The 14,754-nt window shown below is 48.3% G+C and carries 11 protein-coding genes; 5 read left to right on the forward strand and 6 right to left on the reverse strand.

Annotation, left to right across the window (positions count from 1 at the left end; genetic code table 11):
- Positions 1 to 265: 265 nt before the first annotated feature.
- Both H6F68_RS20515 and H6F68_RS20520 read right to left on the reverse strand, forming a co-directional pair.
- A complete protein-coding gene (locus H6F68_RS20515; RefSeq protein WP_190561874.1) occupies positions 266 to 1,414 on the reverse strand; it encodes a hypothetical protein in 1,149 nt (382 codons plus the stop codon).
- A gap of 49 nt (positions 1,415 to 1,463) precedes the next feature.
- Positions 1,464 to 2,972, reverse strand: a complete 1,509-nt coding sequence (locus tag H6F68_RS20520) for a UbiD family decarboxylase (RefSeq protein WP_190553364.1) — start codon at positions 2,970 to 2,972, stop codon at positions 1,464 to 1,466.
- A 475-nt stretch (positions 2,973 to 3,447) separates the two neighbouring features.
- Here H6F68_RS20520 and H6F68_RS20525 point away from each other — a divergent pair, with 475 nt between their 5' ends.
- The gene (locus H6F68_RS20525) at positions 3,448 to 4,638 is read left to right on the forward strand and encodes an NYN domain-containing protein (RefSeq protein WP_190561876.1); all 1,191 of its coding nucleotides are present in this window, start codon (positions 3,448 to 3,450) and stop codon (positions 4,636 to 4,638) included.
- Positions 4,639 to 4,778: 140 nt separating this feature from the next.
- Positions 4,779 to 5,570 carry a hypothetical protein gene (locus H6F68_RS20530; protein WP_190561877.1) on the forward strand — a complete coding sequence of 264 codons (792 nt, stop codon included), beginning with the start codon at positions 4,779 to 4,781 and terminating at the stop codon, positions 5,568 to 5,570.
- A gap of 7 nt (positions 5,571 to 5,577) precedes the next feature.
- Here the strand turns inward: H6F68_RS20530 and H6F68_RS20535 are convergent, their stop codons facing one another.
- Positions 5,578 to 6,432 carry a helix-turn-helix domain-containing protein gene (locus tag H6F68_RS20535; protein ID WP_190561879.1) on the reverse strand — a complete coding sequence of 285 codons (855 nt, stop codon included), beginning with the start codon at positions 6,430 to 6,432 and terminating at the stop codon, positions 5,578 to 5,580.
- Positions 6,433 to 6,692: 260 nt separating this feature from the next.
- On the opposite strand from H6F68_RS20535, the gene hppD reads away from it, so the two are divergent.
- Together hppD and H6F68_RS20545 are read left to right on the forward strand one after the other, a co-directional pair.
- Complete coding sequence (gene hppD / locus H6F68_RS20540) at positions 6,693 to 7,769, forward strand: 4-hydroxyphenylpyruvate dioxygenase (protein ID WP_190561881.1); 1,077 nt, start codon at positions 6,693 to 6,695, stop codon at positions 7,767 to 7,769.
- Between the two features lie 103 nt (positions 7,770 to 7,872).
- A complete protein-coding gene (locus tag H6F68_RS20545; RefSeq protein ID WP_190561883.1) occupies positions 7,873 to 8,586 on the forward strand; it encodes an HAD family hydrolase in 714 nt (237 codons plus the stop codon).
- Here the strand turns inward: H6F68_RS20545 and H6F68_RS20550 are convergent.
- The gene (locus tag H6F68_RS20550) at positions 8,583 to 9,194 is read right to left on the reverse strand and encodes a CPP1-like family protein (RefSeq protein WP_190561885.1); all 612 of its coding nucleotides are present in this window, start codon (positions 9,192 to 9,194) and stop codon (positions 8,583 to 8,585) included. The genes H6F68_RS20545 and H6F68_RS20550 overlap by 4 nt on opposite strands.
- A 500-nt stretch (positions 9,195 to 9,694) precedes the next feature.
- Between H6F68_RS20550 and H6F68_RS20555 the strand changes: the two genes are divergently transcribed.
- Positions 9,695 to 10,420, forward strand: coding sequence for a response regulator transcription factor (locus tag H6F68_RS20555; protein WP_242017072.1), 726 nt, complete (start codon positions 9,695 to 9,697; stop codon positions 10,418 to 10,420).
- Positions 10,421 to 10,550: 130 nt separating this feature from the next.
- Here the strand turns inward: H6F68_RS20555 and H6F68_RS20560 are convergent, their stop codons facing one another.
- The gene (locus H6F68_RS20560) at positions 10,551 to 12,869 is read right to left on the reverse strand and encodes a GAF domain-containing protein (protein WP_242065591.1); all 2,319 of its coding nucleotides are present in this window, start codon (positions 12,867 to 12,869) and stop codon (positions 10,551 to 10,553) included.
- A gap of 418 nt (positions 12,870 to 13,287) precedes the next feature.
- Positions 13,288 to 14,565, reverse strand: a complete 1,278-nt coding sequence (locus H6F68_RS20565; protein ID WP_190553358.1) for a HetZ-related protein — start codon at positions 14,563 to 14,565, stop codon at positions 13,288 to 13,290.
- Between the last annotated feature and the right edge of the window lie 189 nt (positions 14,566 to 14,754).

Raw genomic sequence — 14,754 nt, forward strand, 5'->3', positions numbered from 1 at the left:
GAGCAGTTAAAAGTGCGATTGGAGGCACTGACGGATGAAGTCGTGGCATCGATTACGGGACGGCAATCTATCTTGGATGCTCTATCTGTCGCCAGAATTTAGAGAATTGGTATAACCTTACTGGATGAGCTAGCCGCAGGAAGGCGATAGTTTTTTCCCTCAGTAAGCTAGAAGAAAGGTCAAGATTGATCTTCCAAGCAACTAAAAGTCCCTGCGATCGCTTTTTTCAAGGGCTGAGAAAAAGCGATCGTTTTCTTATAAAGAACTATTCTGCAATCACTTCTAAACTAACTTTGACTTGATGCTGGCAAGTTTTATTAAAAGCTTCTTCAATCTTGGGTAACCAGCGTTGATTTACCCGAAATAAGGCACTAGAGCTAATACCAATTCTGGCTTGATGACCATCAAAAGATAAGAGGCGGCTCTGCTGACGTAGCAAAGATTGAGTACTAGGAGGCCGTAACTGGCCTAGAACTTTTTGCCAGAGTTGATTTAAATCTAAAGGTAGTTCTGCTGATGAGTGGGGAGGTAACACAGGAATCTGAGGCTCCTGTTGTTGGGCTTTTAGCTCTTGAATCGCTGTTTCTAAACTGGTTAGTTGTTCCCAAGATAGAGGACATTGCCACGAACCAATTTGGATGGAGAGTGAAGAATTAGCGGATTCCGAGGTGTAATCCAATTGAGCTTTGGAAGAGTTGAACTGTAAAGATTGGGCTTGAATAAACTCGATAAAACTGCGTAGTCCCCCACTATACAGCAGGTCTTCTAAACCCAAAACTGCTTGTCCATCTTGTAATTGGATCATTCCAGTTGGCAGGAAACCCGCTAAAAACAAATGGTATTCGGGTTGGGCTTCGTTCACTTCTTCCCGAATCCAAATGCAAACCACCACAGAGTTTTTTTCAACTTCGGCTTTACTAACCACCCACTGAATTTTGTTGGCTTTGGTGTGGCAAGCTTTGACCTGAATACTAATTGCTGGATTGGCGGCTAAACGCAAATATCCAATGGGGAATAAATCCCCCGTCAAATAACGGCTGAGATATTGATAACTGCGAATATAGGTAATAAATAGCTTCCATTGCCGAGCATCAAAAGCCTCACTCGTATCATTACCTGTGATATCGCGATAGCTACCTTTCGCAACTAAATTACTCAACTGTCTTTTAATGACAGATTCACCCAGCTTTCCTGTTAAATGCTTAATAAAAACATCATGTACCGGAGCTGTATTTTTATAACGCTCAGCCAACAGCCAGGAGGCATCTCGGAGTTGCTTAAGCTTTTGACTACTGACAAACGCTAATTCACTAAACTGATTTTCGACCTCGCAAAATAGCAGATTTTCTGTCCCAGACTTGAACCGCTTAATAAAGTCAGCCTGTTGGGATCTCAGCAATGTTTTCCAATCCATGCTCAGGGGTCTCAGCGATCGCAAATCTAGACTGAAAACTAGAGAGTAGCTAGCGCATATCGTAACCGAACAAGTTCGGATTCACCTCTCCCAATTGCAAATTTGCGAGACCATATTCTGCCCAACGGCGATCGACCATGGCTGCGGTATCTGGGTCAGACTCCAAAGCTGCACCCCATTCATGGTTGGTTTCGGGTGGGATCTTGGTTGTGGCATCAATGCCCATACGGCCCCCAAGCCCAATCTTTTCGCTAGCAAAATCGAGCGTATCGAAAGGCGTTTCCGGCAGAATAAACACATCCCGCACCGGATCAACTTTAGAAGTAATCGCCCACACTACTTGGCGCGGATCACGAATATTGATGCTCTTATCCACCACAATCACAAATTTGGTGTAGGTGAACTGAGGCAGCGCACTCCAAAATGCCAACGCTGCCCGCCGCGCCTGACCTGGATAAGCTTTGTCAATGGAAATGATGGCCGCTTTGTAGCTCAGAGCTTCCATCGGCAAAAAGAAATCGACAATCTCGGAAACTTGTTGCCGCAGAATTGGGGTGTAAATGCGGTTAAGTGCGATCGCCATCATCGCTTCTTCTTTGGGGGGGCGACCGCTAAACGTGGTTAGGTAGATCGGGTCTTTGCGCTGGGTGACGCAGTGGAAGCGAACTAGTGGCGAATCTTCTACTCCGCCGTAATACCCCATGTGATCCCCAAACGGCCCATCGGGTAGCATTTCTCCGGGGGTGATCGTGCCTTCTAAGACAAATTCGGAATCGGCTGGAACTTCAAGATCAACGGTTTTACACTTCGCCAAATTCACCCCAGAACCGCCATACAGCCCTGCAAACAGCCATTCTGACAGGTCTACTGGGATTGGCGTAGCTGCTGCCATGATGATCAGTGGATCGACACCTAGGGCGATCGCCACTTCTAGCTTTTTGCCTCGCTCTGCCGCTTTGCGTAAGTGCCGCGCCCCACCCCGCACAGAAAGCCAATGCACCGTCATCGTTTTGTTCGATTGCAATTGCAGCCGATAGACGCCGACATTGGGAGTCCCTGTTTCGCAGTCTTTGGTAATCACCAAGCCCAGCGTGATGATCTTGCCTGCATCCCCACAATAGGGGCGAATCATCGGGATTTGGTTGAGGTCTAGTTCATCTTCGTGGAGCACCACTTGCTGACAAGGCGGAAACAAGTCTCGCCCTGGTTTGGCCCGCAACACATCAAACAGAACTTTGCCAAACTCCACCGCTTGAGCAATCTTCTTAGGTGGCTTGGGTTGTTGCAACATACTGAGCTTTTTACCCAAAGCCTCTAGTTCTTCGGGTTGCTCCATGTTCATGGCCCAGCAGATGCGCTCCACCGTCCCCATTGTGTTGACAGCGACCGAATAAGGAGAACCTTTGACGTTCTCAAACAGTAGGGCTGGCCCGCCTTGCTGCAACATTCGGTTAGAAATTTCAGCAATTTCTAGGTCTGGGTCAACCAGGGCAGAAATGCGTTTGAGTTGCCCTCGCTGCTCTAACTGTTTTAAGAATCCCCGCAGGTCTCGCGCCATGATTAAGATGTGTAAACCGTCCTCTCTCATTATGCGGTGAAACCTGGCTACTATTCAGCAGGGATTAGGATTCAAGCTCTTCAGTAGCCAAAGTTAAGGTCAGACTGTTACGAAAGTCAGAACTTGAGGAATTCTGAGTCGTAAGATCCGCACTGCTAGATCAGCGTATTGGACGAGCAGGCCAGTGTAGCAGTATTGATAAACCAGTATTTCGTGGAGGACGAAATTGACTCACGCCAAGTTGACTTCTGGAGAAAGAGTGATTCCGGTAGCTGAGATTAGTGGCTTGGTCTATCAATATCTCGCTCGGATTCACCAACAACAGCCTGAGTTATTTCTAGAAAAATACCGTTCTCTACCTTGGCGTAGCGATCGCCATCAAGTAGCACTAGTTCCGCGATTAGAAGCAGAACTAGCCAAAGTTAATCAGATAGCTGAGGTTTGGCCAAAAATTCAACAGATCTTGCAGTTTTTCTTGGGTGCGAATCTCTTAGAAAGCTCTAGCTTTATCCAACTAAAGTTAGAGATTTCACAACTTTTACCTCTAGTAGAGCTACCTCAGGAATTTGAGTGGCAAAGCAGTAATGGGACTAAATCTCAATCTGCAAATGCCGCAAAAGTTGATTCAGGCTCAAATACATCACCTGCGATCGCCATTTTGTTGCTAGATGCTGAAAATCTACAAATTGATGTTAAAACCGAACAATTCCTAGCCCAAAACTGCGCTTATCCCATCCAGATTAAAATTGCTTTTGCCAACTGGCGAAATATGGGAAAACAGGATGTGGAATTGCATAAGCGGGGTTATGAATTAATTCACGTTCCAGCGGGCAAAGATAGTGCTGATGTCAAAATGGCAACAGTGGGCTCATCCATTTTTGTACACTATCCAACTGCCAAGGAAGTCCTAGTTTGTTCTTCCGACAGAGTAATGACGCATCTCTGTACCACCTTAAAAACACACGGACTGACAGTATATTTAGTCCACAAGCAGGAGAAACTCATTCAGGTTTGGAATCCCAGAACAGGCAAAACCGAAATCTTCAATCCTGAGAAATCTGTAGAGATCCACTCTCTAAACGATTGTATTGGTCATCTGAAGCGAATCATGCAGGATGAGCAACAAAACACTGGAAACCAGTGGGTTGAACTAGTAAAGGTTTCTAAGAAATTTCAGCAGGAAAATGGTTTTACTATTAGCCAAGTAACGTCAAAACATCTTCCTGGAAAGAAGGCAAGAGAACTATTTTCTAGCCATCCAGAACACTTCGTCATCCACCAACTACCTAATCAAACTGGTCTATATGTAGCTTTATTCCAGTCTGAAGAGCTAGGTAGAGGAAAGCAGGAAAGCTTAAATTCAAGAGAAGTCGAGACTACTCATCAACAAACAACTTTTAAGGTCAGCTCCTCTTCTGATTTAGAAAAAGCTTTACTTAATCTGTTTCATGAAATGGCAGCTCAATCTAAACAGCCTTCTATCCCTTTAACCCTGCTTGGTGATGGATTCAGAAAACAACATGGCCAAGCTGTAAACACAGTTCTTAAAGAGAAATTGAAGTTAACTGGTAACTTGACTAAGTTCTTACAAAATTCAGATGCTTTCAAACTAGAGCTGAGTGACAAAGGATGGCAGGTGGCGATCGCTGCAAAAACTCAAAAGTAGCTATTTCTAGTTTCCAGCGCTTAAATGATAAATTATGTCTCTCTAATGCCGTGCCAGACTGCGTGATGGGTAGCATAGTGCCAGATTCGTGCGCCTGATTGAGCGCTTTAGGTTCCCCTCTGGCAAGTGCGACGTTCGTTATGACCATTCAAAAACTTCCGCTCGAAGCCGTACAGAAAGTCAGGCAGTACATCAAAAGTAACCTGGCACTTCCAGAATCAGAGAACTACCCCAAGCCTCAAACTTTGTTTGATACCAGCGAGGAACCGCCAGAGCCAGAGTCTCTAGACGCGCTGGGCGATTTGTTTAAGTTTGCCAGTCTTCCCGAAGAAGAAACTCCTTCACCCAATACAGAAGGGCATTGGTTTGTGAGCGCTGTCAATCCAGGCTCAACCTTGCTAAAGCTGCCAGGATTAAAGCTAAAACCAAACTTTCGCTTAGCTGGCTATCTGTATCGAGTCCCAGAAGGGGGAGCCGGATCGATTTGGGCTTTACCAGAAGAATTTAGTACGACCGCCCAACTAGAACAAGCTTTGGCCGCTAGTGGCGATCGCGCTCAGCCACCTCAACCTAGCGGTGCTCTAGTTGATTTTATGGAGGCCGTGGAGGGCGATCGCTCGCCTTCGTCCTATTTAGTAGCTTCCATCCTCAGACGAGAACTCCAAGAGTTTGGCGTCCTGGGAAAATACTGTGAATGGAGCCATCACCATCTGATCAATACGATTCCGCCTCAGATCAAATGGCAGTGGCGTAAGGCAGCTCCCAAAGATCTAATACCTAAAGTGGCAAGCTTCTCAGATGGTCGGGTCGCCGTTGAGTTCTTTACCTGTCGAGTTGTGCCTCCGGTGGCTATCTTCCGACATCTTGATCAATACGTAGCGGGTACCTACAAAGCTACCTGTGCCAATCAAGCCTTAGCGATCAAGGTTTGAGCTCACCTTAAAGCCGTGTCGGTTCAGCTAGAGAACTGGGCGTAACCGTTACCTGCTTGACTTCACCCACTTTGCCCAATGGCTGAGCGGGGCCGCGATTCATTGTCAGGACCACTCCCCCAGCATTTCCCGCTAGCAAGGTGAATTGTTTTTGAGCAGTCCAAGTTTTCTGAGTTCCTTGGGGTAAAGTGCCCTCGAAGGCTATTTTGCCATCCACAGTCACTTCCACCCAAGATTCTTGGGTTAGGTTCACAGCCGCTTCAATGGGTGCAGCAGTGCGAGGAGTTGTGGGTGACTTAGCCGCTGTTGCAGGCTGAATTGCTTTTTTGGCTGACTGTGATGCTGCTGGCTTTTGCTCCGGTTTTTGCCCTAGCTTTTGACTTTGGACTTGTCCTGGTTTCTGCGCTGGCAGATTGGGTGTCGCGGGTTTGGGTCGGTTCAACAGCGAGATTGCACCCAGGATTAGCACTGCGATCGCTAACCCCGCACTTCCTGCCAAAACTGTGGAGCGGGGCAGCTTCTCCAGCCTAGAGAGCACAGACTGTCCAGATAGTTTTGTCTGAGGCTCTGGTTCTGAAACTTCTGGTGGCGGTGGGGGAGCGGCTTCTAAAGGGAAAGTCTGAGCTAAAGCGGTACCATCTAAACCGACTAGATCGCCATAACGACGAATAAATCCTTGAATGAACACAGGTTCGGGCAACAGATCCGTCTCACCTGCATCTAATGCCCGTAGCAGCCGCAAAGGGATATAAGTTTTAGCCGCCACTTGTTCTAGGGTAATGCCCTGAGCTTCACGCGCTTGGCACAACTGGGTGCTAATGGCTTGCAGCTTTTCAACCTGATTTGGATCTAAAGGATTCACCGGATTTTCCTACCCAGGACTACACACAGCTGGTAATCGAGAACTCTAGCGACTCATCACTGACCTTATCTCCAGCAGGATACCAGTCTGAGGGATTAAAGGAAACACAACTGCTAAGGCCTCACTGGATTTGACTGTATTTGGCCCAAACCAGTATTTAGCCGAAACAACAAACAGAATTATTTCTTGAGAGAGAACGCTGATTTCTGTAAACAAAGGGAGAATTTACAGGCAAGCTTGGGCACTGGGATTTCAGGTTTATGAAAATCGATCATGTCCATTTTTATGTGGAAGATGCTACAGCCTCACGGGATTGGTTTGAACAAACTTTAGGATTTCAATCTGTAGCTGCGATCGCTCAGTCAGACACCCTTACAGAAGTGGTACAGCACGGTTCGATCTACTTTGTGCTGTCTTCTCCCCTGAGTGACACTAGCCCTGTAGCTCAATTTTTACAGCAGCATCCTCCTGGTGTCGTGGATGTCGCCTTTCTGGTTCAGGACTTGGCGGAGGTCATGTCACGGGCGATCGCCCAGGGTGCTCAAGTGCTAGAACCTATGCAACAGCAGCAACAAACACAAGGTTGTCTTCAGTGGAGTCAAATTGCGGCTTGGGGCAGTCTGAAACACACCTTGTTGCAGCGATCCGGTTTAACATCGCTGTTGCCGCTAGGAAATGAATCGGGAAACTGTGAGTCAGTCGCTTTAACTTTCACCCAAATTGATCACGCTGTTTTGAACGTTGGCATGGGTGAGCTAGAACCCGCGATCGCCTGGTATGAAAGAGTTTTAGGATTCCAGCCCCAACAGCAATTTGCTATCCAAACCGAGTATTCCGGGTTACGCAGCCAAGTATTGGTGCATCCAGAGGGGGGAGCCCAACTGCCGATTAACGAACCCACGGCTGCCAGTTCACAAATTCAAGAGTTTCTCGACCTGAATCGTGGCCCTGGCATCCAACACATTGCCTTGCAAACGGATGATATTGTGGCCGCGATCGCCCAACTGCGACAAAGGGAGCTATCCCTGCTGTCAGTGCCCAAAACTTACTATACCCAGCTTCAGCAGCGTCCCGGATTTGATCTAGCTGCCACGGATTGGCAAGCGATTACTAAGCAGCAAATTCTGGTGGATTGGCAATCGGAAGTCTCTCCGGCTCTACTGCTACAAACTTTTACCCAACCGATTTTTAGGCAACCCACTTTCTTTTTTGAGCTAATTGAGCGACAAATTTACAGCCGCAACGGCCAAGTACAACAAGCTCAGGGTTTTGGCGAAGGCAATTTTCGTGCCTTATTTGAAGCGGTAGAGCGAGAACAGCTGAAACGCCTCTCTTAGCCTTAAATCGTTCCTTGGGGAGACATCCTTAGGCAGCCGTAGGCAGGTGATTAGGTTTGCAGTACTGTATACAAAAAGTTAATAGAATCTTTTCGCGCTGCCAATGCTAAGGCTCATTACCGACTTCGACGGTCCGATCATGGATGTTTCCGATCGGTACTACCTCGTTTATCAATATTGCTTAAATCAGGCAAAACGCTCTCGGCAAAGAGTTCAGACACTTTCCAAAGCAGAATTTTGGCGGCTCAAGCGATCGCGCGTCCCCGAACCACAAATTGGTTTACGCTCCGGGTTAGACGCAGCCCAATCCGTCGAGTTTGCTAGGTTGCGTCGTACCACCATTCACACCTTGCCCTACTTAGCTTATGACAGCTTGATCCCCGGTTCTGTCGCCGCCTTGGAGCGCATCCAACAAGCAGGCGCTGACCTTGCCATCATGACCATGCGCCGCACTTGGGAGCTGAAGTATGTCTTTCAGCGCTATGACTTAGAGCGATTCTTTCCTGCTGATCGCTGCTACTGCCTCAGCGACAACTACATCAAGAACAGCGATGTCAAAGAAAAGCCACTACTCATGGCCCAAGCGATCCAGGAGTTACCCCCCGCTAGCGAAACCTGGATGGTCGGCGATACTGAAGCAGATATTGTGGCGGCTCAGACCTATGGAGTCAAGGTAATTGCTGTCCTGAGTGGCATCCGCGATCGCGCCCAGCTTGAGCTATATCAGCCCACCTTGATTGTCAACAACCTGAGTGAAGCTGTAGAAGTGATGCTTGATCAGTTTTGGCAACAAACGGGGCAAATGAACATTGCCTAACGCAAAAAGCTACTAATCAGCCAGAGCAGCAACAAAGTAACCCAAGACGCAAAAGCATTGCTATCAATGCTGAGTGCAGCCAGTGGCGCTGCCAGGAAAGGAAATAGCTGTAGACCTATAACAATCCCTAGAGTAGAACCAACCAACGTCAGCAAGAAGACCCGAAAAAACTTGTGCTCCTTGCGGTTCAGAAAGTACAAACTTACCCCAACACCTAGAGCTAAGGCCAAACCAGAAGCGTACAAACTTAAAGCGCCTAAACCCGCAAACAAAGTGGCAGGCCAGAGCACATCCGAGCGGCTAGGAGTATCTAAAACTAGAAGATTCTGTAACCAAGCTGGCGCTTTGGAAGCAGGTGCAGGCGCTACCGCTGGGGGAGCAGGCGTAATCTTCTCAGGAAACCGAATCCGATCGGGTACCTTGATCCGACCCTCTTGGCGCATCCGTAGGCGATCCATCAAAATCGCATCATAGGATGCCTCAATCATTTCTACTCGCTTGCGATCGCTAGCATGCTCTTCTACCAAGCGATTACGAGCATCTTGGATTTCATCAAACGAAGCGCTCTCATTCAACCCAAGCGTTTCGTAGGGATTGTGATCACTCATCTCAAACCTCCGAGACCCCCACTATACTCAATTATGATCGGCAACAGGAAAAATAAAATTAGCGAGCAGCCAGTGCAAGCCTCGATCGCCCCCGTCGGAACTTCTAGAAACAAGTGTAACCGCCAATCCCTATTCTCTGGCTAGAGTCTCGCAGCGGCCACTGACAATTCATCACTTTAACTTCATTAATCGGGCATTAATCGGGCCAAAGTAACGCGCAGACTTAATCAATTAGCAGAAAAATCTCCAAAAAATGTCACAAATTAAAACATGAACCCCAGAAGGCAAAAAGATCAGTTAATTTGAGGTGTCCCACGACTGCTGATTTCGCCCAAACGATTGGCAGTCAGCCATTCCCTGTAGATAATTGTCTAAAATGCTAGTTGCATCATCCTAGTGCGACTTTATTGTCAATCTAAAGTCCCGAGTAGTGCCCCACTTCCTATCCTAATTGTTCCAGTAATTTGTTCTCTGTAGATCTACAGTTTTAGTGCAAAGTTATGGCCATGGCCCCCGCCAATAAAATTCTGGTTGTTGATGATGATCCTGCGGTTCGTAATTTGATTCACCGCTTCTTAGCCAAACAGAACTACCAAATGGAGTCGGCAGAAGATGGTAAGACTGCCCTCACTCTCTTTGAACAGTTCGACCCTGACTTAGTGATTCTGGATGTCAATCTGCCCGATGCAAACGGCTACAACCTTTGCCAGGAAATGCAGGGCCGCACGAATGTGTTTGTCTTGATGCTGACAAGTCGCACAGATGAGGCCGATAAAATTAGAGGCTTTTCTCAAGGGGCCGATGACTATATCACCAAGCCTTTTAGCTTGGGTGAGCTAGGTGTACGAGTCGAGGCACTTTTACGACGAATTCGAGAGCGCACCCCCGCAGAGCAACAATGTCTAGTATTCGACAAACTGGTGATTGACCCCGTACGGCGCGAAGTCACCCTCAACAGCGATATTGTGCCGCTCACGGCTCTGGAATTTGACTTGCTACATTTTCTAGCCGCTCATCCCGGTCGGGTTTGGCGACGGGCAGAACTGATTCAAGAAGTTTGGGACTACGAATATGTGGGAGATCAGCGAGTCGTTGATGTCCATATTGGTCAGATCCGCAAAAAAATCGAGGTAGATACCAGCCAACCTAATTTGATTCAGACAGTGCGGGGCGTGGGCTACAAGTTTGAAGCACCGCTGGCCGAGAAGCAAGCTGGAAGTGCTTAAGCGCCACCCACTATCAGCCGAGTATCAGAGGAGCACGCATCACCAACTTGCGACTCACCTAACTTTTGAGCCTTGGCTCATTGCACTTTAAAGGGCGGGGATCAGGGTGTACTCCTCCTAACTCCTATTGCTAACTCTTATTGCCTGACTCCATCTCTGGCCCCGAAGCTAGCGCTTGAGGCAATTTTTCTGGTAGGCAAAGCGTGAAGCAGCTGCCCTTGCCGACTTCGGATTGTAGCGTCAAATCTCCATCGTGTAATTGCGCCAATTTTCTGGATAGGGCCAGACCGAGACCTGTGCCTTCGTATTTACGATCTAACCCTGCGTCTAATTGTTGGAAGGGTTGAAAGAGTAAAGCTTGGTCTGCGGCGGAAATACCGATTCCGGTATCGATCACAGAAAACTGGAGCATAGCGCGATCGCCTGCTTCCGTTTTCATTAGTTGCTTCTGGACCTGCAAGGTAATGGAGCCAGTTTCAGTAAACTTGACGGCATTGGAGAGCAGATTAAATAAGATTTGCTTTAGGCGACGATGGTCAGCCACACAAGTGCTGACATCTGGAGCGATCGCCAAAATTAGTTGGAGTTGACGATTGTGCGCTCGTTCTTGAATCAGAGACAGACAAGCTTGACAAACATCCTCAACCACCATGGTTTCTAAGGCTAATTCTTCTTTGCCCGCTTCAATTTTGGAGAGATCCAGCAAATCGTTAATCAGCTCTAACAAATGTTCGCCGCAGGAGGCAATCCCCACAACGTACTGTTGTTGCTTCTCGTTTAAAGGGCCAAAAATTTGTTTGATTAAGAGATTGGAGAATCCTAAAATTCCGGTTAAAGGCGTGCGAAGTTCGTGGCTCATGGTCGCGAGGAACTCACTTTTCGCGTGGTTAGCTACCTCCGAAATTATTTTTTCTTCCTTTAGCTCTCGGGTCCGTACTTGCACCAGTTGCTCCAAGTTTTCATAGCTCTGGGCGTTATAGAGGGCGATCGCGGCTTGATCCGCAATTCGTTCAACCAAGCGGATTTCGTCGTCTGTAAAGGTGCGGTAGCAGGTCGTGGTTTGTAGGACTAAGCCTCCAAATAACTGGTCGCGAATAAAGATTGGCACTCGCAAAACCGAAAGCGTTTGGCTTGGCTCCACTTGATCTCGATAAGTAGACGGTTTAACGGTATCGGCAAAGCGAGGCGCATGTAAAACTCTGCCCCAGAACACATCCGAGTTTGGATCTAAGCGATCGGCCCAAGTAGATAGAGGAGCCTTGAAATCTAGCATAGAAACGATTTGTTCATGCGCTCGCCATTCATTCAGCACATAAACATAGTCTGGATCTAAGGCAAAAATGGTGACGCGATCAACCCCAAAGCACTCCCCGGTGCATTCCACAATCTCCTGCAAAATGTAGTTTGGATCGAGGCTGGAGTTGAGGTCACGGCTGATTTGATTCAACAACTGTTCGCGCTGGGCTTGCTGCTGAATTTGTTGGAAGAGTTGCGCTTGATGAATGGCGATCGCACATTGATCTGCAACCGCTCGCACCAAAGACACTTCATTGACAGTCCAAGATCGTTCGCGATCGCACTGGTGTAGAGAAATAGCGCCCAAGCATTCCTCTTGGTAAAGCAGTGGCATCATCAACAGCGATTGGATGCCAAACTGTTGCGCTAAAGTGCGAGGCTCAGGCCGTGAGATTTGACCTATACAATCGACTTGCAGCGTTTGTCCCTGGTCGATAGACTCCCGATAAGACGTGGAGATAGGACAGGTATAGCCTAGGATTTCTTCTCGATGAACCGTAGCAGCGCTGACATATTGGGCGGTCATGGCACCGTCAGCCTTGGGTTGCACAATTACGCAACGATCGGCCTTGAGAGCGGTGTGCAATTGATCTGCTGTCGTTTGCAGCACCTCTTCTAGTACGAGCGTCCCCCGCATCGCCTGCACAATGCGATTAATCATGGCTTCCTGCTGAGCTTGCTGCTGGATCTGGGCCATTGCAGCTTGCTGCTGTCGCCGGAGGGCAAATTCTTGCAGCGATCGCATCAGCACAGTTGGCAAGCGAAACAAACGCTCCTTCAACACATAATCCGTCATGCCTGACTTAATGCAGGCCACCGCAGCTTCTTCACCCAAGCTACCTGTGACCAAAATAAACGGGATTTCTGGCTGAACTTGTTGCCATATCGGCAGCACCTGATAAGCCGTGAAACCGGGCATGCGATAGTCGGAGAGCAGGGCGTCAAAGGGTTGAGTATTCAGCAGCTGCTGACAAACCTCAAGAGTGTCAGCGGCCTCGTAAGTAAAGATAATTCCTGCCGATTTCAAAGTACGGACGATCAGCTGCAGATCTGCCCTCTCATCCTCCATAATTAACAAACACAGGGGAGAGGGCTGAGGTGAATCGGGCTGAGGTGAATCGGTTTGAGGCATCGCTTGAGCACAGTCGAGCATACAGCCGCAGAAACGTAAAATCGCAACGAAGTTAAACTGCCATCAGTTTAGTCAAGGCGCTGGACTCACTGAGGCATTCAAGCACTCTCCCAAATCGTAGCAAGCATTGTCTACGGTTGGAGGTGCGCCCAGCAAGTAGCCACAACTTGAGTTAGGATACTTGTACTATTGATGCTTAGTTGTTTTTCTATGTCCAGTTCTAACTAAGGCCCATCAGCGCTTCATTGAAACTGTTGCAGTTAGCAATAAAAATTTAGTTTAAGTAGAAAGGCACAGGTGCATGTGCCTCCTACGTCATAGTGAGTTGCCATAGCGACTGGCGGCGGCAGAAATGAGTTTCGGAACTCATGCAGCAAATAATTGAGATTTGAGTCATATCTTGCAAGCCTTAGTTTGGGCGACCTATCGCGATCGCGGCTTAAGCTTGGCCCTCTGGATTGCGATTCCGCATCTGCCATGCTAGCTCTAGCATTTGGTACCAGCGCTTTTGCACTTGCTTGAGCGTACACTTGAGCGATTGGGCGATCGCTTGATCATTGGCTTGGTTGCGCTTAAGTTGCAGAATTTGCTGTTGCTCAGCTGAGAGTTGCGCCGTAAACGCTTCCCACTGTTGCGAGGACAAACCCAAGTTGGCATCCAGGTCAGCACCTAACCACTGATGCACCAGTTGCCAGTTGTTGGAGCGAGAGAACTTTTCCAGATGATACTTGAAGCGCTGTTGCAGATAATCACGTTGACGCGGAGTCAGGCCTAGCACCTCATCAATTTCGGGCACTGACATATCTTGCAGTTTCAGTACTAGGTAATCCACACAATCCGATTGACCTTGAGCATCCAAATACTCCACCAGCTCAGCAATCACGCGATCGCGCAATACCGCTTCTGAGGGGTCTACGGTATCTGCCACCATTTGCTCGCGCACCTGCTGCATCGCTGCCGAACGGCTGTAGGCTTCTGCTTCTTCACCCTTGGCTGACTCCACCGCCATCTCAATGTCCAGAGCCGTTTCAGGGGGTTGCCGCTTCGCAAAGCCTTGAGCCCGCAACACAATCAATTGCTGATTCCGCCGTCCGGGAAGCGTGATCCGCCGCTTGGCATACTGCTCACTAAACGCCATATATTCAGCTAGTTCTAGCTGGGTGCGGGGAGTGTAGTCTGCTGGCAACTCGTTTTCCCGCCGAAACGCTTTGAGCGATTCGATATAAAACTGTTGGAGAAAATCTTCAATCAAGTTGTAGCGGGCTTGAAAGCCTAGCTGAGTTCTAGCTGCCGCCACATGGCGATATACCATCGCGCTCAGCGTTCCATGTAACTCCACCCGACCCTGCCGAGAGCCTAAACGATAGTAAGAAAGGCACTTACGCAGACGATGTTGAGCCAGTGCCACTTGCCAAGACTGCACTCGACCGGATGTTTGGATGCGATCGCTCTTTTGGCAAATGCGTTCTGCCTCGCGCACAATCCGATCCACTACCGCTTGGGCTGTAGTACTAGCCGTCTTGATTTCAGGCCGCAGTTCTTTCAGCAGCAAGTGAGACAAGCTTTGAGTATCCATCTCACCCAAAGCATCAGACTCGGCCTGTAAGCCGTTAGAGTCGGCATGGAGATGAGAGTTAGTAAATTTCTCTGAAGCGTAATAAGTTCTGGAGGCAGGTTGGCTGAAGGGGCTGAAGGAATTTGTAGATTCGGCGTTCATGGATTTGACCCTGGTGATGCACAGCAGCGAAATGTAGCCCAACTCTAAGAGCAACTGGGGATAGCTTCTAGGTAGCTTGTGTCCCAATCGCGTCTCAACGTTGTCTACACCTTGACTTTAAGAAGTCACAGTGAGCCGTAGATAGATGAATGTGTCACTCTTTCAAGTAACTGCTTGCTGTCTTGCACC

Origin of the sequence: Trichocoleus sp. FACHB-262 (assembly GCF_014696035.1) — a bacterium.
Taxonomy (GTDB): Bacteria; Cyanobacteriota; Cyanobacteriia; order FACHB-46; family FACHB-46; genus Trichocoleus.

Excerpts from the sequence above, each read along its gene's own strand:
- H6F68_RS20515 (WP_190561874.1), bottom strand. The coding sequence starts at position 1,414 with ATGGATTGGAAAACATTGCTGAGATCCCAACAGGCTGACTTTATTAAG.
- H6F68_RS20520 (WP_190553364.1), bottom strand. The coding sequence starts at position 2,972 with ATGGCGCGAGACCTGCGGGGATTCTTAAAACAGTTAGAGCAGCGAGGG.
- H6F68_RS20530 (WP_190561877.1), top strand. The coding sequence starts at position 4,779 with ATGACCATTCAAAAACTTCCGCTCGAAGCCGTACAGAAAGTCAGGCAG.
- hppD (WP_190561881.1), top strand. The coding sequence starts at position 6,693 with ATGAAAATCGATCATGTCCATTTTTATGTGGAAGATGCTACAGCCTCA.
- H6F68_RS20545 (WP_190561883.1), top strand. The coding sequence starts at position 7,873 with ATGCTAAGGCTCATTACCGACTTCGACGGTCCGATCATGGATGTTTCC.
- H6F68_RS20550 (WP_190561885.1), bottom strand. The coding sequence starts at position 9,194 with ATGAGTGATCACAATCCCTACGAAACGCTTGGGTTGAATGAGAGCGCT.
- H6F68_RS20555 (WP_242017072.1), top strand. The coding sequence starts at position 9,695 with ATGGCCATGGCCCCCGCCAATAAAATTCTGGTTGTTGATGATGATCCT.
- H6F68_RS20560 (WP_242065591.1), bottom strand. The coding sequence starts at position 12,869 with ATGCTCGACTGTGCTCAAGCGATGCCTCAAACCGATTCACCTCAGCCC.
- H6F68_RS20565 (WP_190553358.1), bottom strand. The coding sequence starts at position 14,565 with ATGAACGCCGAATCTACAAATTCCTTCAGCCCCTTCAGCCAACCTGCC.